We start from the raw sequence: 23,673 nt of genomic DNA, 5'->3' as shown, positions 1-23,673 counted from the left end.
TACTTTCACTGGTTCTCGATCGGGAGATCGGTAAGGCCGGGAAGCTCCCTGAGGCCGTAGACCCGCCGGGCGTTGTCCCGCCCCGCCCACCGGGCGATCCGCACCGCGTCCGCCGGACTCAGCTCGTCGGCGTCCACCCGTTCCTGCAGCAGCCCGGCGAGGCCCTGCCGGAAGGCCACCGCGCCCAGGTGGTGGAACTCGGCCACACCGTAGGCGTCGGAGCTGTACAGCAGTTTGCGGAACGGTGTGATCTCCAGTGCCTCCGCCAGGACGGCCCGGGCCCGGGCCGGGCCGACGTAGTGCAGCGCCAGCCCGACGTCGAGGTACACCCGCTCGAACACGGCGGCCAGGTAGGCGGCCTGGCGCTGGTAGGGCCAGCAGTGCAGCAGCAGGACCGGGATCGTGCCCGCGGTCAGGTGCAGCCAGTCGGTCAGGCGGGCGGGGTCCGCGCGGTGCAGCCGGATGTCGTTGTCGCCGAACCCGGTGTGCAGTTGCAGGGGCAGGCCGAGGTCGACGGCCGTCCACAGCAGGTGCCGTACGAGGACCGGGTCGTCGAGGCGGTGCGGTGCGCGGACGAGCCGGTCCGCCGCCGCCCGCGTGACCTCCTCCTCCGAGGGGCGCGCCGGGTCCAGGTCGAAGCCGGTGCGGTAGGCGGCCACGGACTTCACCGCGACCACGCCCGGCCGCCGTACGGCCTCCCGCACGGCCGCGTGGAGGACGGCGCCGTACTCGCCGGGCTCGACGCCCCGCGCCGCCACGGCCTCCGCGACGGCCTCCAGCCGTACGACCTCGTACGCCACCGCGTCACCGCCCGCCGCCTCCACCAGCTCCGCCGGGGTGGTGGTGCCGTGGCCGGGCGCGTAGCCGGTGTCGACGCAGTACGCGGCCGTGCCGGCGGCGGTGAGGAAGCGCCGGTTGACCTCCGCCGCGCCCAACTCCGCCCGCCGGGCCAGGTATGCGGCGGCGGGCGCGTGCCGCGGCAGGTCCAGGACGGGGGCGCAGTGGCGGCGTACGGCCACCCCGACGGGGCTGTCGAACGGCGAGATCCCGCTGCCGGGCCACACCGCACCCTCGGTGATCAGGGACTCGAATCCCGTTCGGTCCAGGTCGGCGGTGACGACCCCGTGGCAGTGGTGGTCCACGAGCGGCAGCGCGGCCAGCGCCTCGCGCACCGGCCCCGCGGCACCGGCCGGCCCGCCGCTCATCAGTACTTCCAGCGGTAGGCCGCCGCCACCTGCTCGTCGTCCAGCCCGTCGACCGCCGCGATCTCGCCCTGCCGCACGGCGATCACCGCGTCCGCGAGGACCGGTCCGAGGGCGGTGCGCACCACCTCGTCCTCGCGGAACTCGGCGACGGCCTCCGCCAGCGAGGCAGGCAGACGCCGTACGCCCCGGGCCGCCGCCTGAGCCGCGCCGAACCGTGCCGGGTCCCCGGTGATCTCCTCGGGCAGCGACGCCGACGACGTCGTCCCGTCCAGACCGGCCGCGATCAGACAGCCCAGCGCCAGGTAGGGGTTGGCCGCGAGGTCGACCGGCTTGACCTCCAGGTTCGCGGCCCGGTCGCGCAGGCCCCGCGTCCCGGTGACCACGCGCAGCGCGGCCTCGCGGGTCTCCCGGCCCCAAGCGGTGAACACCCCCGCCCACTGGGAGGGTTTGAGCCTGAGGTAGCTGGCCGGACTCGGCGCGGTCACCGCCGTCAGGGCCGGCAGGTGGGCGAGCAGACCGGCGGCGAAGGACTCGGCCTCAGCGGTCATGCCGTACCGTCGGTCGCCCCCGGAGTGCAGATTGGTCCCGTCGCGCCAGGCGGACAGGTGGACATGGCCGCCGTTGCCGACGCCCCGCGCCACGACGGCCGGTGCGAAGGAGACCCGCAGCCCGTGCCGCCGGGCCACGGCCCGCACCGTCTGCCGCACCAGCACGCTCCGGTCGGCCGCCGCCACCGGGTCCGCCGCGCCCACGGAGACCTCGAACTGCCCGGCCGCGTACTCGGGATGGAACTGCTCGACGTCCATGCCCTGCGCCGCGAGGGCCGCCAGCAGGTCGGCGGCGCAGTCGCTCAACTCGACCTGGCGGACGGCACCGTAGGCCGGACCGGACACCGCCGGCTCGAACTCGCCCTCCGGCGCCGTACCCCGGCCGACGGACCACTCGACCTCGACGGCCGCCTTGAAGGCCAGCCCGTGGCGCCGCTCGGCGTCCGCGACGATCCGGCGCAGGAAGGTGCGGCCGCACCCGGGGTGCCGCTCGCCCTCCTGCGTGATCCGGTCGACCGGGGCCCACGCCCAGCCCGGCTGCCCGGACAGGACCACCAGGTGGTCGAGGTCGGGGTAGAGCCGCAGGTCGCCGTCCGGGGAACCGAGGACGTCGGTGGTGACGATCGAGTCGTCGGCCAGGAAGGTGTCGAACACCGGGGACATGCCCACGCCCCAGGCCGCCGCCGCGGCGAGTTTCCCCGTCGGGACCGTCTTGACCCGGCCGATCCCGGCGGTGTCGACATAGGCCAGGACGACGCCGTGCACACCCCGCCCGGCCAGTTCGCCGCTGAGCGCGGTGGCCCGTTCGACGTCACCGGGACGCCCACCGGGGACGGGGTCGGCGAGGGTGGTCATACGGCCTCCTCGGAACTCGGACGGGCTCGAGCGGGTTCGGACGGGCCCGGCGGCCGGTGTGTGTGCCGCCCGCGTCAGGGTTTCACGGCCACCGCGCCGAACTGCGGCACCGCGGCGGGGGAGCCGGCGTCGGCGCGCCACTGCGAGCACGGCACCAGCCCGGGCTCCACCAGGTCCAGGCCCTCGAAGAAGGCGGCGACCTCGGCGCGGGGCCGTGCGATGATCGGCGGAATGGCGTTCTTGTTCCAGAACTCCATGGCGGCCACGTTGCCCTCGCCACCGAGATCGGCGTCGAACGTCGGGTGCGTCAGGACCAGGAAGCTGCCGGAGGGCACCGCGGCCATGACCCGGCGGACGATGTCGCGCGCCTTGTCGGTGTCCATGACGAAGTTCAGGACGCCGAGCATCATCACCGCGACGGGCCGGCCGAGGTCGAGGGTCTCGGCGGCGCGTTCGACGATGGCCCCCGGGGCGTGCACGTCGGCGTCGATGTAGGCGGTGGCGCCCTCGGGGGTGCTGGTCAGCAGGGTGCGGGCGTGGGCGAGGACGATCGGGTCGTTGTCGACGTACACGATCCGCGCGTCGGGGGCGATGCTCCCCCATAGCCCTTCGGGCATGGGGGGACCCCCATTCGCTCCGCTCGCGATCTCGTGGGTGTTGTCGACCGTGGGCAGCCCGGTGCCGATGTCCAGGAACTGGCGCACCCCGCGCTCGGCGGTCAGGTGACGCACCGCCCGCCCGAGGAACTCGCGGTCGGCGCGGGCCACGTCCCGGATCACCGGGAACATCCCGGCGACGTGCTCGCCGACCCCCTGGTCGACCTCGTAGTTGTCCTTGCCGCCGACCCAGTAGTTCCACACGCGCGCGTTGTGCGCCACCCCGGTGTCCAGCCTCGGCGACCCGCTCGACGGTGTGTGGCTCTCGCTCACGTCTGCGCTCCTGCCCTGTGTGACGCCCTGACCGCGGCCGTCGCCGCCATTGTGCCGCTCGGTGATCACGGTGTCCCGGGAAACGGCGGAACCGGTGGGCCGGAGAAGCCGGGGCCGGCCTCCTCCGGTCAGGAAGGAGTCCTTACCAAGAGCCGGTAGGCTGGAAGCGCCGCCGCGCGGCGACGGAGCCGACGCACCGCCCCAGGCGCCCTCCGCGCCGCCAGCAGAAAACGGACATGCCCAGCACACCCTCGCCTTTGCTCAGCGCCCCCGAACTGCCCACCGCCCCCGCCGACATACGGCTGGTCGTCACCGACATGGACGGCACGCTCCTCGACGACGCCAAGCGGATCCCCGCCGGCCTGTGGCCCACCCTGGCCGAGCTGCGCCGCCGCGACGTGCTCTTCAGCCCCGCCAGCGGCCGCCAGTACGCGACGCTGGCCGAGCAGTTCGCCGGTAACGACGAGGGCATGGCGTTCATCGCGGAGAACGGCACCTATGTCGTCCGGGACGGCGTGGAGCTGAGCTCCGACCCGCTCGAGCCGACCGTCGCGGCCCGCCTCGTGAAGGCCGTACGGGAACTCAGGGTCCAGGGCGTCGACGTGGGCGCCGTGGTCTGCGGCAAGCGGTCGGCCTACGTGGAGCGGACCGACGAGGCCTTCCTGACCGAGGTTCGCAGGTACTACGTACGGCACCGGATCGTGACGGACGCCTCGGCCGTCGACGACGACATCATCAAGGTGGCCCTCTTCGACTTCGGGTCGGCGGAGCGGACCACCGCGCCGGCGCTGGCGTCGTTCGCCGACACCCATCAGGTCGTCGTCTCCGGCGAGCACTGGGTCGACGTCATGAACCGCACCGCCAACAAGGGAGCCGCCCTGCGCCGGCTCCAGCGGGATCTCGGGATCGCACCCGCCCAGACCCTGGTGTTCGGCGACTACCTCAACGACCTGGAGATGCTGGACGCCGCCGAGTGGTCGTTCGCCATGGCCAACGCCCACCCCGAGGTCATCGGCCGGGCCCGTCACCTCGCGCCCTCCAACAACGACAACGGCGTACTGCGCACGATCACCCGGCTGCTGCACCTCCCGGCCGGCCTCGGCGGCTGAGCGCCGACGCCGGTCAGCCGGGTGTGGTCTCCTCCACCCGGGCGTCCGGGTCGTCCCGGCGGTCACGGTCGTCCCGGCGGTCACGGTCGGCACGGCCGTCCCGGTCGTCGGGGCGGGAGGGGTTGGGCCGCCACGTACGGCGCAGCCGCCGGCCCGCTTCGGCGCAGCGGTCGGCGAAGTCGACGTACCGGGCGCCCCAGCCCGGGGGCGGGAATCCCAGGCGGGCCTGGAGACGGCGGTACAGACGGCCGACGTCCGGCAGTAGCTCGGAACCGGCGGAGGCCGCCGGGATGTCGTCGGCCAGCGTCAGATGGACGCCCCCGGCGCACTGCGACGACATGTTGTAGAGGAACGCCCCCAGGGTCGCCAGCGCCGTACCCAGGACCACTTCCAGTGTCACGACCCCGGCGGCGATGGCGAGCGCCCAGCCGAAGGACGGCCAGGCGTCCGGGTCCAGCGCGCTCAGCACGCACCAGACCAGCATCATGGTGACGAGTACGCAGACCCCCAGCCCCACCAGCAGCAGACAGCTCGTCGTCATCACCGACCAGGGGTCGGCCCTCGATATGCGCAGGCGTACCGTGCGGCGGTCCCGCTGCGGGCGGTCGGCTGGGGTCATGCCCTGCTCCTCACGGTGGGTGCGACCGCCTGCGCGGCATGCACGTCGGTGGTCCGTCAGGCGGTGGTGGCGCCGCGGGCGGCGGTGACGAGGTGGTGGCGGGTGATACGGCCGACCTCGTGCCAGAACGGCTTCGCCGTCAGGTAGGCGCCCAGCACGGAGAGAACCCCGAAGGAGACGTCGACGCTGAGCCGGCCCTGCTTGGCCCAGTAGACGTCCTGCAGGTCCAGCAGCAGCGCGAACTCGTCGCAGATGAGCGCGGTTCCGCAGCCGTAGGCGGCCGCGACGGCCGGATGCCCGACGGCGCGTTCGTCACCGCGTACGGCGACCAGGCCGAGGCCGGCCAGGGTGGCGATGCCGATGTTGTAGTGGTGCAGGTGCTCGCCGCCCGCGGAGATGTTGCCCCAGGGCAGCCAGCCGCCCCGGATGCCGTGCGTGATGACGCGGACCGAGCCGAAGGTCACCCCGAACGAGATCCAGGTGACCAGCAGCGACCGCTGTACGGGCGTCAGATGCCGGTCCGCCGCCTCCCGCCACCTGTGGACGAGCAGCGGACTGTCGCGGTCGAGGCGGCGCGCTGCGGTGAGTCTCATGGCTGACCGGCCTCCCACGCCGAACCGGTACCCGCGGACGGCGCCGCGCCGTCCCGGACACCGCCACTGGTGTGCGTATTCGACGTTAGGCGCGCGGGCCCCGGCGCGCATGCCGGCCGCAGCGCGGCGGGGCCGCTCGGGTGAACGGCGGCCGTCGGTGGTCGCGGTGGCCGTTCGGCGGTCAGGCGGCGTGACCGAGGCACTCCTCGGCCACGTGCTTGTCGAGCGCCGCACGCACCAGCGCGGCGGCGAGCACGGCCGGTTCGGCGTCGCCGGCGAGCTCGACGAGCCGGCCGGGATCCTTGGGCAGGCCCAGGCGCCGCGCCCCGGACAGCGCCTTGTCGTCCAGGTACGGCGCCACCTCGGGCCAGACCCGCTGGACCTCGCGCAGGAAGATGTCCGCGCCGGCCGGGCCGAGCCCCGGCACCTCCTGCAGCAGGTCGCGCAGCGCGGAGACCTGGCCGTGGGCCTCCTCGCGCAGTCGGCGCAGGTCGCCGCCCCAGCGGTCGGCCACCAGTTCGGCGCCGTCGCCGAGCTGGGTGGCCGTGCGCTCGTCGTACCGCCGGTAGCCGCCCCGGCCCAGCGCGTCCACGCGTTCCTGCCAGTCGGATCCGGCCATGCGGCGCGGGTCGCGCAGGCCCGCGTCCGACAGCGCCCGGGCCGCGGCGACGGCGACCGAGCCGCGGATCCGGGCGCTGAGGAGCACGGCGAGGACCAGCAGCCGGTACAGCGGCTGCGGGGAGTCCCTCAGGGTGATGCCGGCCTCCTGGGCGAACGTCTCGCCGCGCGCCTCGACCAGCTCCCGCAGGACCCGGGTGTCCCGGTCCCGGGTCACGGACCCGCCTTGAGCGGGTCGTGCCCGAGGGTCATCAGCCGGTGCCGGCGCCGGGTCTCCTCGGCGTCGCCCGCCTCGGGCGCGGGCTCGTTCTCCAGGTCCGTCCGGGCGGTGATCGTGTCGACCGCCTTGCGCATCACGCGCAGGTCGTCGTCGGTCAGGTCGGTACGCCGCTTCCGCAGGATGGAGAGCACGTGCTGCCCGGTGGGCGGGCCCGCCTCCTCGGGCAGCGGCTCGGTGTTCTCCTCGGCGTCCCGGACCCGCAGCCAGTCCGCCAGTTCCTGCGAGGTCATGTTCACCACGCGATGGAAGTTCTCCCACAGCGCGTCGAGTTCGAGGGCGTCGGTCATCGGGTGCCCCTTTCGTTCGTCCGTCCGGGAAGCGGGCGCGCTGCCGGTCAGTCCTTCCCGGCCACGTTCTCGGCGGCGAACATCCAGCGCTGCTTCTCCAGCTCGGCCGTGATCGTGATCAGCAGGTCCTGGGTGACCGGGTCCGGCTTCTCGGTCGCGTCGATGCGCTCGCGCAGCCGTCCGATGGCCGCCTCCAGGGCCTCGACGACGACCTCGACGACCTCCGTGTCACGCACCCAGCCGTCCTTGGGGCCGGGCAGCGTGAAGGCCGAGGCGATGGTCTCCGGGCGCCCGTCCGGCGGCAGGCCGAGCGCGGCGGAGCGTTCGGCGACCGTGTCGGAGAACGCGCGGGCAGCCGCCACCACTTCGTCGAGCTGCAGGTGGATGGAGCGGAACCGCGGTCCCACGATGTTCCAGTGCGCCTGCTTCCCGATCAGGGAGAGCCCGAGAAGATCCACGAGTGTGCTCTGCAGCGCGTCCCCAGTGACCTGAAGGGCCGAGTCGGGAATCGTGCTCTTCACGACAGTCATACGGTGGTTCTCCTTGTGGAGTCGTCTCTGGCGGTACGGAGCAGTGCGGTGCGTTCCTCCTCGCCGGTCCCGCCCCACACACCGGAGGTCTGTCCGCTGCTGAGCGCGAAGGACAGACACGCGGTGGTCACCGGGCAGCGGGCACAGACGGCTTTGGCGTCCGCGATGTCCCGCAGGGCCGGCCCGGTCGTGCCCACGGGGAAGAAGAGCTCGGGGTCCTCGCCCACGCAGGCGGCACTGCGCAACCACTCCATGGGGGCGCGGGTGCCCCCGGCGTACCGGAGCAAACAACCGCGCCGGTGCCGCTCAGCGCGCGAGCACTCCGTCCAGGAAGCCCGTCACGTCCGCGAGGACCTCGGCCCGGTTCGTCTCCAGGAACACCTCGTGCCGGGCGCCCGGGTAGATCCGCTCGGTCAGGGTGCCGCCGAGCCGCTCGATCCCGACGCGGCTTCCGCCGAGCGGGACCAGCCGGTCGTCGTCGCCGTGCAGCCACAGCACCGGCAGCGCGCCGACGTCGCCGCCCTTGTCGACGGTCTGAAGGGTCCGCGCGAACGCCTCCACCGTCGGCCGCTTCATCGGGCCGTGCCAGACCAGCGGGTCCGCCGCGTACACCGCGCCGACCGCCGGGTCCCGGGAGAGCGCGGCCGGGCTGATCGGCGTGTCGGGGATCTCGTCCAGGGCGAGCAGCCGGCCCGGCAGCTCCCAGGCGCCGATGACCGGCCCGGACAGTACGAGCGCGGTGAGCTCGTCGCCGTACCGCTGGGCGTAGCGGGCGGAGATCAGTCCTCCCATGGAGTGACCGACCAGCACGAGCGGCAGCCCGGGGTGCGCGGCACGGGCGAGATCGGCCACGGCGTGCACGTCGGTCACCACGTCCTCGAAGTCCTCCACGACCACGCGCTCGCCCGCCGACCTCCCGTGGCCCACGTGGTCGGGGGCGTACACGACCGCGCCGTGCGCCCCGAGGGCGCCGGCCGGTCCCTGGTAGCGGCCGGAGTGCTCGCCGTACCCGTGCACCACGAGGGCGATGTACCGCGGTCGCGGGTGCGGCCACTCGCGGACGGCGAGTGTGCCCCGGGTGCCGGTGAGAACGTGTTCGCGGGCGTCGGCCATGATTCCTCCCAGCTGGCGAGACGGGTTTATACCCCGCGCTTGTCCGGACATAGCATCGGTCTCCGCATGAACACGATGACGCTCTGGCACATATCCGGGTGGGGGTTCGCGGCGCTCGCCCTCGCGGCCCTGCTCGTCGGCTTCTCCAAGACCGCCGTCAGCGGGGCCAACACGGTCAGCCTCGCCGTCTTCGCGGCCGTACTGCCCGCCCGCGCCTCCACCGGAGTGCTGCTGCCGATCCTGATCGCCGGCGACGTGCTGGCCGTCCTCACCTACCGGCGGCACGCCCACTGGCCCACGCTGTGGCGGCTGTTCCCGGCGGTCGCGGCCGGAGTGGTCGTCGGCACACTGTTCCTGATGTGGGCCGACGACGGGATCGTACGGACCTCGATCGGCGCGATCCTGCTGCTGATGGCGGCCGTGACCGTGTGGCGGCGCCGCGCCGCCGAGCGGGAGGCGGAACCGGACGCGGTCACCACCCGCGCGGGCCGCCTCAAGGCCCGCTCCTACGGCGTCCTCGGCGGCTTCACCACGATGGTCGCCAACGCGGGCGGCCCGGTGATGTCGCTGTACCTGCTCTCCGCGGGCTTCCGCAAGCTCGGCTTCCTCGGCACCTCGGCCTTCTTCTTCCTCATCGTCAACGTCTCCAAGGTGCCCTTCAGCGCGGGCCTCGGCCTCATCGACGCCCGCTCCCTGCTCCTCGACGCCGCCCTCGTGCTCTTCGTCGTCCCCGGCGCCCTGCTCGGCAAGTGGGCCGTGCACCGCATCGACCAGCGGCTGTTCGAACAACTGGTGATCGCGGCGACGGTCGTGGGCGGCCTGCAGCTGCTGCTTCGGTAGCCTGCCGGTCAGGAGGTCATGCGCGACAGCGCGGCGCGGAAGCGGTCGTAGCGCTCCACCCCCGTCATGTCGTCGGCGCGTCGCGAGCGTCCCGCGACAACGCCCCAGATACTTGCCATGAAGATGGTTGCCAAGGGGATGAGCAGCCACGTCAGAGGGGTCAAGGTCGTCCTCCCTTTCCCGAGTGGATCAGCGGGTAGGGCGACGATCGCATACATGATCAGCTCTACATTTTGTACGACGAGGCGACTCCCTGCTTTTCACCCGGACAGATTCAGCGCCGGGAGTCATGCGCCGGTCGGGAGCGCCTCAAGTGATCGTTAAGATGAGCCGGGTTGCCGCGACCCGTATGCGCTGCCCGGCTGCTGCCGCGCCCGCTGCGGGGAAGCGGGCGTGAGGGCGGGACTTCGGGGATTGAGGGCGGGGCTACACGTGCTGGTGGCAGGTCGGTACCGGCTGCACACGGTCATCGGACGAGGCGGAATGGGCGAGGTCTGGCAGGCCCTCGACGAGGTGCTCGGCCGGCCGGTCGCGATCAAACTGCTGCTCAACGACGGGGCGGACGACTCGGCCGAGGCCCGGTTCCGGATGGAGGCGCAGACCTCGGCACGGCTGAACCACCCGCACGTGGTCGGGACGCTCGACTTCGGCACCTGGGAGGACCGCTGCTTCCTGGTGATGGAGCTGATCGACGGCGACAGCCTGGCCGACGAACTGACCGACGGCGGCCCGCTCGCACCGCAGCGGCTGGCCCAGGTGGCGCAGCACTCGGCCGAGGGCCTGGCCGCGGCGCACGCCCAGGGCATCGTGCACCGGGACGTCAAGCCCGGCAACCTGCTCAGCGACCGCCACGGCACCGTCCGCATCGCCGACTTCGGCATCGCCCGCTTCGTCGACGACCCGTCCGGCGGACTCACCACCACCGGGCAGATCGTCGGCACCGGCCTGTACCTGGCGCCCGAACGCGCCATCGGCACCCCCGCGAGCGCGGCCTCCGACATGTACTCGCTCGGCTGCGTGCTCTACCACCTGGCCGTCGGCGCCCCTCCCTTCGAGGCCCCCACCGCGACCGCCCTGTTGTACCAGCACGTCGACTCCCCGCCCGTGCCGCCGCACCAGCGGGGCGCCGCGCTGCCGCCCGCCTTCGAGGCGTACCTGCTGAGCATGCTCGCCAAGCGGCCGGAGGACCGGCCCACGGCCCGGCAGGCGGCGGACTGGTTCGCCGACGGTGCCTGGCGCGGCACGCCCGAGCCGCTCCCGCCGGAACAACGGGACGGGGGCCGGGGACGCCGCCGCGCGCCCGAGCCCCGGGGCCCCGGCGCCTCGCACCGCCGGAGCGCGCCCGCCCGCGCCGCGGTCGCCCCGCGACCCGCCCCGGCCGCCCCGCGACCCGCCCCGGCCGCCCCGCGACCCGCCCCGGCCGCAGCGGACGCCGGCTGGAACACCAGCGTGCACCGGGTCCCCCCACGGCGCCCCGGCCTGCGCTCCTCGCTGCGGCGCCACTCCCGCGTGGCCGCCGTCGTGGGCGGCGCCGCCCTGTTCGTCCTGGCGCTGCTCGTCGGGATGGCGTTCTTCTAGGGAGGCTGCGTAGGCTCCGGGACATGCGGATCTCCGTCTCCTCCGACATGGACGAACCCGTTGCCCGTTCCCTGGTCGCGCTGCTGCGCGAGCGGGGGCACGAGGTGGTGACCCACGGCGCGCTGCGCCCCGGGGACGACCCGCGGTGGGCGGCGTGCTCGGAGGCCGCCGCCCGCGATGTCGCCGACGGGCGGGCCGACCAGGCGGTCGTGTGCTGCTGGACCGGCACGGGCGCGTCCATCGCCGCGAACAAGGTGCCCGGCGTACGGGCCGCCCTGTGCACCGACGCCTACACGGCGGACGGAGCGCGCCGCTGGAACGACGCCAACGTACTGGCCCTCGGCCTCAGACTGACCTCCGAACCGCTCCTGAAGGAGATCCTCGACGCCTGGTTCACCGCCACACCGAGCGAGGACACCGAGGACCGGGACAACGTGGCCCACGTCGACAGCATGGACCTCCGCTGAGCGCTCCGCCGGAAGCACGGTGATGAACCCGCGGGCCGGTGGGGGCCGGCCGCGCCCACGATGGGGGTCCCCCTGCTCGTCAAGATCTTGGGGAGGAGTCCCACATCGATACAGCCCCGCGTCCCTTACGGGGCGCGGTGTCGCACCGGACTTCACCAGGGCTGCTCAGCCGGGCCCCCTACGGTCCCGTCGGCTCCGTAGCGAGGGCGGACCCGCAGCCGGGGGCTCGGCGCCCGGCGGGGTCGTACGGCCGGTGCTACCGGTGGCTCGCCGCCCGGACCCGTACGAGCCGGGACAGCGCGTCCTCCCGGAACAGGGCCCGGCCGGCCGTGATCCGTTGTTCGCGTCGTGGACCCGGTTCCGTGAGGTGGGCCAGGGAGCGCAGGAGGGCGGGGTCGTCGGGGGCGTGGTCGCAGAGGCCCAGGTCCGCCATGCGGCGTACGCCTTCCGCGCCGTGTCCGGGCAGGGGGCGGTGACCGATGACCGGCAGGCCGGCGGCGAGGGCCTGGACGGCGGTCTGACCGGCCGCGTTGTCCACCAGGGCGGCGCAGGCGTGCAGCAGGTCCGGCATGTCGGTCACCCAGCCGGGGGTGAGGACGCCCGGCGTGCCGGACAGCGCGCGCCGCAGGCGTTCGTTGCGTCCGCACAGGACGACCGGCAGGAAGCCGTGCGCGGCGAGCAGCCGTGCGGTGCCGGGCAGGTGGCTGCCGGCTCCCCAGGCGCCCGCGGAGACCAGCACCGCGGGCCGGCCGCCGCCGTACCGCTCCAGCCGGCGCCGCCATCCGGCCGTTCCCGGCCCGTCGGAGAAGAACTCCGGTGCCACCACCGGACCGGTCGCCTCCGCCGGCCGGCCGATGCCCCGGCGGACCTCACGAGCGGTCTCCTCGCTGACACACAGGTGCAGGTCGTTGCCCGGATGCAGCCACTGCCGGTGCACGGCGAAGTCGACGACGACCACCGCGCTGGGGACCTGCAGCACCCCACGGGTGCGGAGGTGGCCGGTGAGCTGGGCCGCCAGATGGAAGACGGGCACCACGACGTCGGCCCGCCACTCCCGCACCAGGCGCATCAACCGGCCGCCCGCCAGCCGCGCCAGCGGGGTGCCGCTCGGGCGGGGCCTGGGACCGGGCCGCAGGAAGAGGTCGTAGATACCGGCGTAGACCCAGGGGGCCTCACGGACGGCCGCCTGGTAGAAGCCGCGCAGACCGCCGCCCAGGCCGTACGGCAGGAGGGCCAGCACGTCGACGACGCGGGCCTGCTTGCCGGCGGCGCGGGCGCGGCGGGCCAGCTCGGCGGCCACCGTGTCATGACCCGCCCCCATGCTCGCGGAGACGACGAGCAGCCGCTCGGCCTCCGGGGGCGCCGCCGGGCCGGGGCGGGCGGGCGTGTGGCCGGCAACGGGTTCCCGAGCGGCGGGCAGCGGTGGCGGCACGGACGATTCGGACGACACTGGAAGTGAGTAACCCTCACTCACCGCAGTCAAACGGACGGGCACACCCCGTGCCCGTCCCAGGTTTCGGGCACGGCCCCCGGGATACTTCACCACCCTGCAGGCCGTCCCGGACCGCCGGGGCCGCACCGGCGGCCCTCGGTCCCGTCCGATCCCCGAGGTGCGTCCCGATGTCCCACGCCCCCTCCCGTGCACGGTCCGGCTCCGGCACGCCCGTCGATGCGCCCGCGGCGCCGAGCGTCGTAGGCCGCCGACCCACCGACGCGGCGGTGCCGGGCGGGGGCGCGCTGGTGACCGGCGCCTCGTCCGGGATCGGCGCGGCCGTCGCCCGGCGGCTCGCCGAGGAGGGCGGCTGGCGCATGGTGCTCAACGGGCGTGACCGTGCGCGGCTGGAGGAGGTCGCCCGCGGCACCTCCGCCGTCGTCTACCCGGCGGACCTGTCCGGCCAGGACGCCGAGCGGCGGCTGGCCGAGTTCGCACTCGACAGCGTCGGCCGCGTGGACCTTCTGGTGGCCGGCGCGGGCATCGGCTGGGCCGGGCCGTTCAACACCATGCCGCAGCGCGCCATCGACGAGGTGTTCGACGTCAACGTACTGGCCACACTGCACCTGGTCCGGCTGCTGCTGCCGCAGATGGTCGCACGGGGCACGGGCCGCGTGGTCTTGATCGGCTCCCTGGCCGGCACGGTCGGCGTCCGCGACGAGGCGGTCTACTCCGCCGCCAAGGCCGCCCTGGGCGCCTTCGCCGACGCCGTGCGCTACGAGCTGCGCGGCACCGGGGTCGGCATCAGCCATGTGGTGCCCGGGGTGGTCGACACGCCGTTCTTCGACCGCCGGGGAGTGCCCTACCGGCGCTCCCGTCCCAGGCCCGTCCCGGCGAGCCGGGTCGCCGACGCGGTGTGGGAGGCGGTGTCCCGGGGCCGGGACGAGGTGTACGTCCCCGGCTGGACCCGTCTGCCCGGCCGGGTCCGCGGCGCCGCGCCCGCGCTCTACCGACGCCTTGCCGCACGGTTCGGGTGACGCACGGGGTGAACGCGCTCACCGTCGTCCTCGCACTGCTCGCCGCGTTCGCCAACGCAGCGGCATCGGTGCTGATGAGGCGCGCGGCGACGGAGAAGGCGGATGGCGGGGGAGAGGGGAACGCCGGGCGAGAGGGGGACGGGGGCGGCCCGCGGCCGGCCGGCACGGCCGCCGGGGAGCCGGGAAACGCCGGAAGGACCGCCGAGAAGCCGGACGGCCCCGGAGCAGGCGAGCGGGGCGCTCGGCGGACGGGGAGCCGACAGGCCGAGGGCGTGCCGGCGCCCCCGCCGGAGGGGCGTGGAGCGGACGGCTCGACCGTACGGGCGCCGGGCGGCGGACGCGGGCCGGCGAGCCGGCGCTCCCCTCAGGCCGTCCGCGCGAGGCGGCGGCGGTTCTGGCTGGCCGGGGCGGCCCTGCTGGCCGGGTCCGCGGTGCTGCAGGCCGCGGCGCTGGCCGTCGGCAGTCTGTCACTCGTCCAGCCGCTGCTGGCCACCGAACTTCTGTTCACGCTGATGCTGGGCAGCATCGTCTTCCACCGGCGCCCGGCTCGGATCACCTGGCTGTCCTTCCTGGCCCTGGCCGCCGGGCTGGCCCTCTTCCTCGGTGCCGCCGCGCCCTCCGCCGGACGCGCCACGGCCGAGGCGGGACGCTGGATCCCGGTCGGCATCGCCCTCGCGTGCCTGGTGGCCGTGCTGCTCGTCTTGGCGCGGCTGGTCAAGGGGCCGCCCCGGGCCGCCGTACTCGGCCTGGCGTCGGCCGTGCTGTTCGCGGCGACGGCGGCCCTCCTCAAGGAAGTGACGGGAGTGTATCCGCAGGGCCTGGCCGTGCTGGCGTCCGACTGGACGCCGTACGCCACCGCGATCACCGGCCTGGCCGCCTTCGGGGTGCTCCAGCTGGCCTTCCGCGCGGGCACCCTGGTCGCTTCCCAGCCCGCCCTCACCCTCGGGGACGCCGTGACGAGCGTGGCGCTCGGAGTGGCCCTCTTCGGGGAAGAGATCGCCCTGGGCGTGCGCCTGCTGCCCGAGGCCATCGGTATCGGGCTCCTCGCGGCCGGCACGGTCGGCCTGGCCCGCTCCCCCGCCGTGTCGGGCAAGTGGGACGCCGAGTCGGCGCCCGGCACGGCCCGCGACCGGGGAAGGGCACAGGCGGAGCACCCATGAGGAGGCGGCAGGTGGGAGGACCAGGAAGTCGTGCCGTGCGGACCACGGCGACGGCCCTCGCGCCCGTCGCCGCCCTCGCGGCCGCGCACATCGTCCCGGCGGCCACCTGGCTGCCCCGCTTCCGTGCCCTGTGCTTCCCCCGCCTGGCGGGGACCGGCCGCCCCGACCACATCGCACTGACCTTCGACGACGGTCCGGATCCGGCCTGTACGCCGCACTTCCTGGACGAGCTGGACCGACTCGCCGTGCGCGCCACCTTCTTCGTCCTCGGCGAGAGGGTGGCCCGGTACCCGGAGCTCACCCGGCACATCGCGGAGCGAGGCCATGAACCGGCCGTGCACGGCTGGACCCACAGCCGCCCCTGGCTGCCGGCTCCGGGCCGGGACCTGCGGGAGACGGCGCGGGCGGCCGGCGTCCTGTACGACACGACCGGCCGGCGGCCGCACTGGTACCGCCCGCCCTACGGCATCCTCACCTCCGGCCGCTGGGCCGCCGCCCGGCGCGTCGGCCTGCGACCGGTGCTGTGGACCGCCTGGGGCCGGGACTGGACGCCGGACGCGACCCCCGCCGCCGTCCACACCACCGTCACCGCCGACCTGCGCGGCGGCGGCACGGTCCTCTTCCACGACTCGGACCACGCCTCGGCTCCCGGCTGCTGGCACGCCACCCTGGCCGCCCTCCCCGCCCTGATCACCACCTGCCACGCGGCCGGCTGGACCGTGGGCCCCCTGTCCGACCACGGCCTGGACCGGCCCCGGTGACCCTGGCCCCGGCCACCCCGAGGACGACCCGGCGGGCCGGCCGCCGTGCACCCCTCGTACTCTCGACGCCATGTCCTCGCACGTCCTGGTCCTCGGTGGCACCACCGAGGCGCGTGAACTGGCCGCCGTGCTCGCGGTGCGCGAAGGCGTGCGGGTGACCAGTTCGCTGGCGGGGCGGGTGGCGCGGCCCGGTGCGGTGGACGGGGAGGTGCGCGTCGGCGGCTTCGGCGGGGCGGAGGGGCTGGCCGCGTGGCTGCGGGAGCACCGCGTGGACGCCGTCGTCGACGCCACGCACCCCTTCGCCGAGGCGATCACGCGGAACGCGGCGCGGGCCGCGGCGGCGACCGGCGTGCCTTTGGTGGTGCTGCGCCGGCCCGGCTGGCGGCCGGGGCCCGGGGACCGCTGGCACGCCGTCGACTCGCCGGCCGCGGCGGCCGAACTGCTGCCCCGGCTGGGCCGCCGGGTCTTCCTCACCACGGGACGGCTCGGCCTCGCCGCCTTCGCCCACCTGGACGAACTCCACTTCCTCGTACGGTCGGTGGAACCGCCCGAGCCGCCCATGCCGCCGGATACGCGGGTCGTACTGGCCCGGGGCCCGTTCACCGAGGCCGACGAGACGGAGCTGCTCAGGACGCACCGCGTCGACGTACTGGTCACCAAGGACAGCGGGGGAGCGGCCACGGCGGCCAAACTCTCGGCCGCGCGCCACCTCGGGCTGCCGGTCGTCGTCGTACGGCGCCCGCCGCTGCCGCCGCGGCTGACCGCCGTACCGGACATGGCCGCCGTGCTGGAGTGGCTCGAACGGCTCGGGCCTCCTACTCCTTCGGGCGCCGGCGCAGCAGATACGTGTCCATGATCCAGCCCTTGCGCTCCCGCGCCTCGGCCCGCAGCCGCTCGATGCGCGGCGCGGCCTCGGCGATCGGGCCGGCGGCGAGGATCTCGTCCGGGGTGCCTATGTAGGCGCCCCAGTAGATGTCGATGTCCTGGTCGGCGTACTGCCGGAACGTCTGGTGGGCGTCCAGCATCACCACCACGTCGTCCACCCCCTCCGGAAACCCCTCGGCGAGCCGCCGTCCCGTGGTGATCTGCACCGGCCGGGCGACCCGGTTGAGCCCCGTACGGTGCCGGGCCACCAGCGCGGAGACGCTGCTGATGCCGGGCACCACGTCGTACGTGAAGTCCACCGCGCTCCGCGCCAGCACCTCCTCGAGGATGCCCAGCGTGCTGTCGTACAGCGCCGGATCCCCCCACACCAGGAACGCACCGGTCTCGCCCTCGTCCAACTCCTCGGCGATCAGCTGCTCGTAGATGTCCGCACGAGCACTGCGCCAGTCCCCGACGGCGGGGGAGTACGCGACGCCACCCGCCGACCGGTCCCGCTCCGGGTCACGCGCCTGAACCACGCGGTACGTCCCCTCGGGTATGTGCGTGCGCAGCATGTCCCGGCGCAGCTCGACGAGGTCGGACTTCACCTCACCCTTGTCGAGGACGAAGAACACGTCCGTGTCGCGCAGAGCCCTGACCGCCTGCAGGGTGAGCTGGTCGGGGTCGCCCGCGCCGATGCCGATGACATGAATCTTTCGCACGCCCCCGAGTCTGCCGTACGGCACTGACAACCCGGCACCGCGCCCCTACCCAGTGCTATGCCCGGGGCCGGTACCACGCCCCACCCCGCAGCCGAGGAGCCCGCTCCGCCGCGTCCACGGCACCCGCCGCCCCGCTCTCCACCGCGTCCGCCAGCTCCCGCGCCCACGCCACAAGCCCCGAGGCGTCCATGCCGTACGGAGTCCGCTCCCCGGCGCCCGCCACCCACTCCTCCACGGCCCCCGCCCCACGCCGCAGCAGCCGGGCGCCACCGGTGACATTGCCGCGGGCCGCGTGCGTGAGCCCCACCGCGAGCTGAGCCAGCCCGCGCCACAGGGCGCGCTCCGCCTGAGGCCCCGACTTCCAGGCGTCCTCGAAGACCTCGTGCGCGTGGAAGGGCCTGCCCGCGTCCAGCAGCGCCTGCGCCTCGACGACCGTCTCCCGCGGCGTGCGCACCACTCCCTCGGGCTGCCGGGGCACGCCGTCGGCGCCGTACGGCAAGGGCCGCCCCAGCCCGTCCCGCGGCCGCGCGTTGCGCGCCCGCCCCTCGCTGTCCCGGTCCCGCGAGTCGGCCGGCCTGTCGGAGGATGTGCTGCTCATACGCCGATTGTCCCCCGCACCCGGCCCGCTTTCGGCCTGGCCCCCGAGGTGCGGTAAAGTGACGTTCACGCGATCACGCGGGTCACCGCACGTGAGCGCGCCGGGACGTGGCGCAGCTTGGTAGCGCACTTGACTGGGGGTCAAGGGGTCGCAGGTTCAAATCCTGTCGTCCCGACTCGGAAGAGTCACAGATCAGGGGATGTTTCGGAGGAATCCGAAACATCCCCTTGGTCATGGCCGGGCACCGGCTGCGAACCAGCGCCCTCGACCGCGTCGGCGGGCGGCCACGGTCGGGCTCGACGGCGAGCGCGGGACACTGGCAGGCCGGCCCGATGCGGGTACCCGGACAAGCAGCCGGAGTCGCGGTCCTGAACCCGGCCGGGTCGCTCTTCCCGTTCCGGTATGACAACGAGGAAGTCGGTGTCCACTGGGCGATGCCCGGCGGCGGGACGGATCCGGGTGAGACCCCGCTGCAGGCCGCCGAGCGCGAGTTGCGCGAGAAGACCGGGTGGATCGACATCCAGCTGGACGGCACCCTGCTGTGCCTTTGGGAGCACGACCTCACCAGGGCCGGTGTTCCTGTTCGCCGGCACGAGCATGTCTTCCTCGCGCATGGCCCCCACCGGGACCCAGTTGGTGATCTCGCCGCCTCATATGCCGCGGACAAGATCCTCCGGTGGCGATGGTGGTCACCGGAGGATCTGTCCGGTGACACCGAGCCGCTGTGGCCGCCGCAGTTGCCCGAACTCCTTGCCGACGTGCGGAAGCGCGGTGCGCCGGTGACACCGATCGATCTCGGCCGTGTCTGATGCGGAGGGGTTCGCCGGAGCCGGTCGGGTCCGCTTCTCGGTTTGTCCTCCAGCCTCCAGTCGCTTTGTCGGTCGACGGACGTGCCGGGATATTCGTTCGCCTTGTCCCTGGCCGCGGACGGCATCGGCGCCCCGCCCGTCCGGCGACGGTCGAAGCCGTGCACGGTGGTGCTGGACAACGCCTCGGCACACGAGGTCACCCATGAGGTCGGTGGCCGGGCTGGACGAGACCGCACTCGTAGGCGAAGACGACGGCCTGGACCCGGTCGCGCAGGCCGAGCTTGGCGAGGATGCGGGTCACGTGGGTCTTGACCGTCGGCTCGCTCAGGAAGAGTTCCGCGCCGATCTCCGCGTTGGAGCGGCCGCGGGCGATGAGGCCCAGCACCTCGAACTCGCGCGGGGTCAGCGTCTCCAGCCCGGCGGGCCGACCCGAGCCGGGTCGCGGACGGCGTACGTACTCCTCGATCATCCGCCGGGTGATCTCCGGCGCCAGGAGCGCCTCGCCCGCGGCGACCGTGCGGACGGCTCCGGCGAGTTCGCGCGGCGGTGCGCTCTTGAGCAGGAAGCCGCTCGCCCCGGCGCGCAGCGCCTGGCAGACGTACTCGTCCTCGTCGAAGGTCGTGAGGATGAGTACCCGCGCCGGGCAGCGCCCGCCCCGCAGCAGGCGGCGGGTCGCCTCGATCCCGTCCATGCGCGGCATCCGGATGTCCATGAGGACGACGTCGGGCAGCAGGGTCAGCGCACTGTCGACCGCCTCCGCGCCGTCGGCCGCCTCGCCGACGACCTCGATGTCCTCCTGACCGCCCAGAATGGAGCGGAAGCCGCCGCGGACCAGGGCCTGGTCGTCCACGAGGAGCGTCACCGAGCCGGCCGCCGTCCGAGCCGAATCCACGGGGATGGCGGAGGCATGATCGGCCTTGCTCAGGCAGGCGTTCACGGCCGCACCAGCAGCTGGAAGTCGAATGCGTACCGGGACGCGCGGTACACGTGCCGCGCGTACTCCACCGCCCGTCCCGTGTCGTCGTACGCCGTGCGCTGCATGGTGAGCAGGGCGGCGCCCTCCTTCTCGTCGAGCCGGGCGGCCTCCTCGGCGCCGGCCGCGCGGGCGCCGATGGTCTGGCGGGCGCTGTGCAGGGTGATGCCCGCCGAGCGCATCATCCGGTACAGACCCGTCGACTCCAGCCGGGCGGTGTCCGGCTCGAGCAGCGTGGCCGGCAGGTAGTTGCACATGAACGCCACCGGCCGGCCGTGCGTGAACCGCAGCCGCTCCAGCGCCGTCACCTCGCCGCCCTCGGTGAGGCCGAGCGCGGAGGCCACGTCGGCGGTCGCGGGCACGCGCTCGTTGCGCAGCACGCGCGTGGTGGGGCCCTGCCCGGCCGTCTCCAGGTCGTCGTAGAGGCTGCTGAGCTCCAGGGGGCGCTTGACCTGGCTGTGCACCACCTGCGTGCCCACCCCGCGCCGCCGGACCAGCAGCCCCTTGTCGACCAGGGACTGGATGGCCTGGCGGACCGTGGGGCGGGACAGGCCCAGGCGTACGGACAGGTCGATCTCGTTCCCCAGGAGGTTCCCCGGGGCGAGGAGCCCGCGCTCGATCGCCGCTTCCAGCTGCTGGGCGAACTGGTGGTACAGCGGCACCGGACTGCTCCGGTCCAGGGCGAAGTCCAGGGAATCGAGCGCGGAGGCGGTCACGGCACGGGAGCGGTCACCGGTCGTCGCCACGGGGGCACCCCCTTTCGGGTCGGGTGAGGCGTTGCGCGGCGTCAGGCAGCCTGTCGGCGGGGGCAGTTCACAGGTGGCGGCGGCGGGCGGCCACCTCGCGGTCGTAGCGCTCGCGGGCGGTCACGGCGGCCTCCCGGGAGGCCACCTCGGCCACCGGCACGTCCCACCAGGCCTCGGCCGGGGGAGCGGCCGGGGCCGCACTGTTCGCGTCCGTCTCGACGTACACGCAGGTCGGGCGGTCGGAGGCGCGGGCCGCGCGCAGCGCCTGGCGCAGCTCGCCCACCGTCTTGGCGCGCAGCACCTCCATGCCGAGGCTGCCGGCGTTGGCGGCGAGGTCGACGGGCAGCGGGGCGCCGGTGAAGGTGCCGTCGGCGGCGCGGTAGCGGTAGGCGGTGCCGAACCGCTCGGCGCCCACCGACTCCGACAGGCCGCCGATGGAGGCGTACCCGTGGTTCTGGATCAGGACCACGTTGACCGGCAGGCCCTCCTGGACGGCCGTGACGATCTCCGTCGGCATCATCAGATAGGTGCCGTCGCCGACCAGTGCCCACACCGGCGTGCCCGGCGTGGCCTGCTGCACGCCGATCGCGGCCGGGATCTCGTAGCCCATGCAGGAGTAGCCGTACTCCAGGTGGTACTGGCGCGGCGAGCGGGCCCGCCACAGCTTGTGCAGGTCGCCGGGGAGCGAACCGGCCGCGTTGATCACCACGTCGTCGTCGCCCACGACCGCGTCCAGCGCGCCCAGCACCTGCGTCTGCGTCGGTACGGCGCTGTCGTCGTCCGCGCGGTACGCCGCCTCGACCACCCGCTCCCAGCGCTCCTTGCCGGCCCGGTACTCGGCCTCGTACCCGCCGTCCACACGGTGCCCGGCCAGCGCCTCGGTGAGCGCCGTGAGCCCCGCCCGCGCGTCGCAGACGAGCGTCGTCGCCGCCAGCTTGTGGGCGTCGAACGCGGTGATGTTGAGGTTGAGGAAGCGGACGTCCGGGTTCTGGAAGAGGGTGCCGGAGGCCGTGGTGAAGTCGGTGTAGCGGGTGCCGACCCCGATGACCAGGTCCGCGGTGCGCGCGAGGTCGTCACTGACGGCCGTGCCGGTGTGCCCGATGCCGCCGAGGTCGGCCGGGTGGTCGTGGCGCAGCGAGCCCTTGCCGGCCTGGGTGGAGGCGACCGGGATGCCGGTGGCACCGGCGAAGGCCTTCAGCGCGTCCTCGGCCCCGCTGTGGTGCACGCCGCCGCCCGCGACGATCAACGGGCGCTCGGCGGCCCGTACGGCCCGTACCGCCTCGGCGAGTTCGGCCGGGTCGGGAGCGGGGCGCCGTACCCGCCACACCCGTTCGGCGAAGAACTCCTCGGGCCAGTCGTACGCCTCCGTCTGCACGTCCTGCGGCAGGGCGAGGGTGACCGCGCCCGTCTCGGCCGGGTCGGTCAGGACCCGCACCGCGTTCAGCGCGGAGGGGATCAGGGCCTCGGGACGGGTGATCCGGTCGAAGTAGCGGGAGACCGGGCGCAGGGTGTCGTTGACCGACACGTCCGCCTCCCCCGGGTGCTCCAGCTGCTGCAGCAGCGGGTCGGCGGTGTGCGTGGCGAAGTAGTCGCCGGGCAGCAGCAGCACCGGCAGGCGGTTGATGGTGGCCAGGGCGGCGCCGGTGACGAGGTTGGTGGCGCCCGGGCCGATGGACGTCGTCACCGCCTGTGTGGACAGGCGGTCGCGCTGACGGGCGTAGCCGACCGCCGCGTGCACCATCGCCTGCTCGTTGCGGCCCTGGTGGAACGGCATGACGTCCTCGCCCGCCTCCACCAGCGCCTGTCCGACGCCGGCCACGTTGCCGTGGCCGAAGATGCCCCAGGTGCCGGCGATCAGCCGGTGCCGTACGCCGTCCCGCTCGGCGTACTGGGCGGCGAGGAACCGCACCAGCGCCTGGGCGACGGTGAGACGGGTCGTGGAGTGACTCATCGTGGACCTCACTGGGACGACGGAGCGGAAGGGGACGACGGAGCGGAAGGGGCGGTGTACAGGGGAAGCCGGGGGTCGACGGGCTGCTCGGGCCAGGTGTCGCGGACCCAGGCGTGGTCGGGGTGGTCGCAGATCAGCCAGGCGCGCTCGGCGTCCGGGCCGGCCATGACGTTGAGGTAGTACATGTGGTGGCCGGGCACGGCCATCGACGGCCCGTGCCAGCCGTCCGGGATCAGGACCACGTCGCCGTCGCGCACCTCGGCCAGCACGTCCGTCTCCCGGCCCGGCCCGGACGGGGAGACCCGCTGGTAGCCGAGGCCGGGGGTGCCGTCGTGGGAGGCGAACTCGAAGTAGTAGATCTCCTCCAGGACCGACTCCTCGCCCGGCCGGTGCTCGTCGTGCTTGTGCGGCGGGAAGGAGGACCAGTTGCCGCCCGGGGTGAGGACCTCCACGGCGATCAGCTTGTCGGCCTCGAAGACGCCGGCGGCGCCGAAGTTGTTGACCTGGCGGGAGCAGTTCCCGGTGCCGCGCAGCTCCACCGGTACGCCGGCGGCCGGACCGTAGCGGGCGGGCAGCCGCCGGGTGCAGCGGGCACCGGTGAGCGCGAAGCGTCCGCCTCCGGTGGAGGAGACGGTCGTACGGGCGTCGCGCGGCACGTACGCGAAGTCGCTCACGCCGCTGAACACGCTGTCGCGGCCGGTCAGTCGGAAGGTCTCCGCACCGAAGTCGTCGGTGGCGTCGACCGTGCAGCCCCCGCTGAGCGGCAGCACGATCCACTCGCTGTCGCCGGTGTCGAAGGTGTGCGACCCGCCCGGCGGCAGCTCCAGGATCCGCAGGCTGGAGTGGCCCCAGCCGGCGGACTCGGGGCCGACGTCCACGACGTAGGGGCCGCCGAGCGCCTTGCCGGCGGGGAGGTGGTAGGGGCTGGTCACGGGATGCCTCCTTGTCACGGCGGTCACGGCGCGTTCTGACACGGCGCGTTCTGACACGGCGCGTTCGGGAACGGCGCGTTCGGGTACGGCGCGTTCGGGTACGGCGCGTTCGGGTAC

Annotated in this window: 26 protein-coding genes and 1 tRNA gene; 10 read left to right on the top strand and 17 right to left on the bottom strand. The window is 74.1% G+C overall.

The window, feature by feature from the left end; genetic code table 11:
* Positions 1 to 5: 5 nt before the first annotated feature.
* The 3 genes from ACX25U_RS04565 to ACX25U_RS04555 form a co-directional block, all read right to left on the bottom strand.
* Positions 6 to 1,205, bottom strand: a complete 1,200-nt coding sequence (locus ACX25U_RS04565; protein ID WP_454389246.1) for an amidohydrolase family protein — start codon at positions 1,203 to 1,205, stop codon at positions 6 to 8.
* A complete protein-coding gene (locus ACX25U_RS04560; RefSeq protein ID WP_454389245.1) occupies positions 1,205 to 2,608 on the bottom strand; it encodes a glutamine synthetase in 1,404 nt (467 codons plus the stop codon). The genes ACX25U_RS04565 and ACX25U_RS04560 overlap by 1 nt, the downstream gene beginning before the upstream one ends.
* Before the next feature lie 74 nt (positions 2,609 to 2,682).
* Complete coding sequence (locus ACX25U_RS04555) at positions 2,683 to 3,537, bottom strand: SAM-dependent methyltransferase (RefSeq protein WP_454389244.1); 855 nt, start codon at positions 3,535 to 3,537, stop codon at positions 2,683 to 2,685.
* A 236-nt stretch (positions 3,538 to 3,773) separates the two neighbouring features.
* On the opposite strand from ACX25U_RS04555, the gene ACX25U_RS04550 reads away from it, so the two are divergent.
* Positions 3,774 to 4,646: a Cof-type HAD-IIB family hydrolase gene (locus ACX25U_RS04550; RefSeq protein WP_454389243.1), complete on the top strand. Its 873-nt coding sequence runs from the start codon at positions 3,774 to 3,776 to the stop codon at positions 4,644 to 4,646.
* Between the two features lie 13 nt (positions 4,647 to 4,659).
* Here the strand turns inward: ACX25U_RS04550 and ACX25U_RS04545 are convergent, their stop codons facing one another.
* The 7 genes from ACX25U_RS04545 to ACX25U_RS04515 all read right to left on the bottom strand — a co-directional run bounded on the left by ACX25U_RS04545 (position 4,660) and on the right by ACX25U_RS04515 (position 8,686).
* On the bottom strand, positions 4,660 to 5,265 hold the full coding sequence (locus ACX25U_RS04545) for a DUF3566 domain-containing protein (RefSeq protein WP_454389242.1): 606 nt from the start codon (positions 5,263 to 5,265) through the stop codon (positions 4,660 to 4,662).
* Positions 5,266 to 5,321: 56 nt separating this feature from the next.
* Positions 5,322 to 5,858, bottom strand: coding sequence for a hypothetical protein (locus ACX25U_RS04540; RefSeq protein WP_454389241.1), 537 nt, complete (start codon positions 5,856 to 5,858; stop codon positions 5,322 to 5,324).
* A gap of 181 nt (positions 5,859 to 6,039) precedes the next feature.
* The gene (locus ACX25U_RS04535) at positions 6,040 to 6,693 is read right to left on the bottom strand and encodes an endonuclease (RefSeq protein ID WP_454389240.1); all 654 of its coding nucleotides are present in this window, start codon (positions 6,691 to 6,693) and stop codon (positions 6,040 to 6,042) included.
* Complete coding sequence (locus ACX25U_RS04530) at positions 6,690 to 7,043, bottom strand: DUF3140 domain-containing protein (RefSeq protein WP_454389239.1); 354 nt, start codon at positions 7,041 to 7,043, stop codon at positions 6,690 to 6,692. The genes ACX25U_RS04535 and ACX25U_RS04530 overlap by 4 nt, the downstream gene beginning before the upstream one ends.
* Before the next feature lie 47 nt (positions 7,044 to 7,090).
* On the bottom strand, positions 7,091 to 7,573 hold the full coding sequence (locus tag ACX25U_RS04525) for a Dps family protein (RefSeq protein ID WP_454389238.1): 483 nt from the start codon (positions 7,571 to 7,573) through the stop codon (positions 7,091 to 7,093).
* Positions 7,570 to 7,827 carry a WhiB family transcriptional regulator gene (locus ACX25U_RS04520; protein ID WP_454389237.1) on the bottom strand — a complete coding sequence of 86 codons (258 nt, stop codon included), beginning with the start codon at positions 7,825 to 7,827 and terminating at the stop codon, positions 7,570 to 7,572. The genes ACX25U_RS04525 and ACX25U_RS04520 overlap by 4 nt, the downstream gene beginning before the upstream one ends.
* Positions 7,828 to 7,879: 52 nt before the next feature.
* Positions 7,880 to 8,686, bottom strand: coding sequence for an alpha/beta hydrolase (locus tag ACX25U_RS04515; RefSeq protein ID WP_454389236.1), 807 nt, complete (start codon positions 8,684 to 8,686; stop codon positions 7,880 to 7,882).
* Between the two features lie 66 nt (positions 8,687 to 8,752).
* On the opposite strand from ACX25U_RS04515, the gene ACX25U_RS04510 reads away from it, so the two are divergent.
* From ACX25U_RS04510 to ACX25U_RS04500, 3 genes are all read left to right on the top strand, one after another.
* Positions 8,753 to 9,526 (top strand): sulfite exporter TauE/SafE family protein, encoded by a 774-nt coding sequence (locus tag ACX25U_RS04510; RefSeq protein ID WP_454389235.1) that lies wholly within the window; start codon positions 8,753 to 8,755, stop codon positions 9,524 to 9,526.
* 393 nt (positions 9,527 to 9,919) lie between these two features.
* Positions 9,920 to 11,104: a serine/threonine-protein kinase gene (locus ACX25U_RS04505; protein ID WP_454389234.1), complete on the top strand. Its 1,185-nt coding sequence runs from the start codon at positions 9,920 to 9,922 to the stop codon at positions 11,102 to 11,104.
* A gap of 23 nt (positions 11,105 to 11,127) precedes the next feature.
* A complete protein-coding gene (locus tag ACX25U_RS04500) occupies positions 11,128 to 11,571 on the top strand; it encodes an RpiB/LacA/LacB family sugar-phosphate isomerase (RefSeq protein WP_454389233.1) in 444 nt (147 codons plus the stop codon).
* Positions 11,572 to 11,827: 256 nt separating this feature from the next.
* Here ACX25U_RS04500 and ACX25U_RS04495 read toward each other — a convergent pair whose 3' ends face one another.
* Positions 11,828 to 13,021, bottom strand: coding sequence for an MGDG synthase family glycosyltransferase (locus tag ACX25U_RS04495; RefSeq protein WP_454389232.1), 1,194 nt, complete (start codon positions 13,019 to 13,021; stop codon positions 11,828 to 11,830).
* A gap of 170 nt (positions 13,022 to 13,191) precedes the next feature.
* On the opposite strand from ACX25U_RS04495, the gene ACX25U_RS04490 reads away from it, so the two are divergent.
* The 4 genes from ACX25U_RS04490 (at position 13,192) to ACX25U_RS04475 (ending at position 16,817) form a co-directional block, all read left to right on the top strand.
* Positions 13,192 to 14,040, top strand: a complete 849-nt coding sequence (locus ACX25U_RS04490; RefSeq protein ID WP_454389231.1) for an SDR family NAD(P)-dependent oxidoreductase — start codon at positions 13,192 to 13,194, stop codon at positions 14,038 to 14,040.
* Positions 14,037 to 15,200 (top strand): DMT family transporter, encoded by a 1,164-nt coding sequence (locus ACX25U_RS04485; protein WP_454389230.1) that lies wholly within the window; start codon positions 14,037 to 14,039, stop codon positions 15,198 to 15,200. Before ACX25U_RS04490 ends, ACX25U_RS04485 begins: the two co-directional genes overlap by 4 nt.
* The gene (locus ACX25U_RS04480) at positions 15,197 to 15,961 is read left to right on the top strand and encodes a polysaccharide deacetylase family protein (RefSeq protein ID WP_454389229.1); all 765 of its coding nucleotides are present in this window, start codon (positions 15,197 to 15,199) and stop codon (positions 15,959 to 15,961) included. Before ACX25U_RS04485 ends, ACX25U_RS04480 begins: the two co-directional genes overlap by 4 nt.
* Positions 15,962 to 16,031: 70 nt before the next feature.
* Complete coding sequence (locus ACX25U_RS04475; protein ID WP_454389228.1) at positions 16,032 to 16,817, top strand: cobalt-precorrin-6A reductase; 786 nt, start codon at positions 16,032 to 16,034, stop codon at positions 16,815 to 16,817.
* On the opposite strand, the gene cobF is transcribed toward ACX25U_RS04475, so the two are convergent.
* Positions 16,777 to 17,547: a precorrin-6A synthase (deacetylating) gene (gene cobF, locus ACX25U_RS04470; RefSeq protein ID WP_454389227.1), complete on the bottom strand. Its 771-nt coding sequence runs from the start codon at positions 17,545 to 17,547 to the stop codon at positions 16,777 to 16,779. The two genes, ACX25U_RS04475 and cobF, sit on opposite strands and share 41 nt — an antisense overlap.
* 55 nt (positions 17,548 to 17,602) lie before the next feature.
* On the bottom strand, positions 17,603 to 18,145 hold the full coding sequence (locus ACX25U_RS04465; RefSeq protein ID WP_454389226.1) for a DUF309 domain-containing protein: 543 nt from the start codon (positions 18,143 to 18,145) through the stop codon (positions 17,603 to 17,605).
* A 101-nt stretch (positions 18,146 to 18,246) separates the two neighbouring features.
* Here ACX25U_RS04465 and ACX25U_RS04460 point away from each other — a divergent pair.
* Positions 18,247 to 18,320 (top strand) — tRNA-Pro (locus ACX25U_RS04460).
* A 58-nt stretch (positions 18,321 to 18,378) separates the two neighbouring features.
* A complete protein-coding gene (locus tag ACX25U_RS04455; protein ID WP_454389225.1) occupies positions 18,379 to 18,954 on the top strand; it encodes an NUDIX hydrolase in 576 nt (191 codons plus the stop codon).
* A gap of 196 nt (positions 18,955 to 19,150) precedes the next feature.
* On the opposite strand, the gene ACX25U_RS04450 is transcribed toward ACX25U_RS04455, so the two are convergent.
* The 4 genes from ACX25U_RS04450 to iolB all read right to left on the bottom strand — a co-directional run bounded on the left by ACX25U_RS04450 (position 19,151) and on the right by iolB (position 23,556).
* On the bottom strand, positions 19,151 to 19,816 hold the full coding sequence (locus tag ACX25U_RS04450; protein ID WP_454394826.1) for a response regulator: 666 nt from the start codon (positions 19,814 to 19,816) through the stop codon (positions 19,151 to 19,153).
* 71 nt (positions 19,817 to 19,887) lie between these two features.
* Positions 19,888 to 20,673 (bottom strand): GntR family transcriptional regulator, encoded by a 786-nt coding sequence (locus tag ACX25U_RS04445; RefSeq protein WP_454389224.1) that lies wholly within the window; start codon positions 20,671 to 20,673, stop codon positions 19,888 to 19,890.
* A 67-nt stretch (positions 20,674 to 20,740) separates the two neighbouring features.
* The gene (iolD, locus tag ACX25U_RS04440) at positions 20,741 to 22,624 is read right to left on the bottom strand and encodes a 3D-(3,5/4)-trihydroxycyclohexane-1,2-dione acylhydrolase (decyclizing) (protein ID WP_454389223.1); all 1,884 of its coding nucleotides are present in this window, start codon (positions 22,622 to 22,624) and stop codon (positions 20,741 to 20,743) included.
* An 8-nt stretch (positions 22,625 to 22,632) separates the two neighbouring features.
* Positions 22,633 to 23,556, bottom strand: coding sequence for a 5-deoxy-glucuronate isomerase (gene iolB / locus ACX25U_RS04435; RefSeq protein ID WP_454389222.1), 924 nt, complete (start codon positions 23,554 to 23,556; stop codon positions 22,633 to 22,635).
* Positions 23,557 to 23,673 lie beyond the last annotated feature (117 nt).

The sequence above is a fragment of the Streptomyces sp. JNUCC 63 genome (genome assembly GCF_054366325.1).
This window is presented reverse-complemented; position numbering and strand designations above follow the sequence as displayed.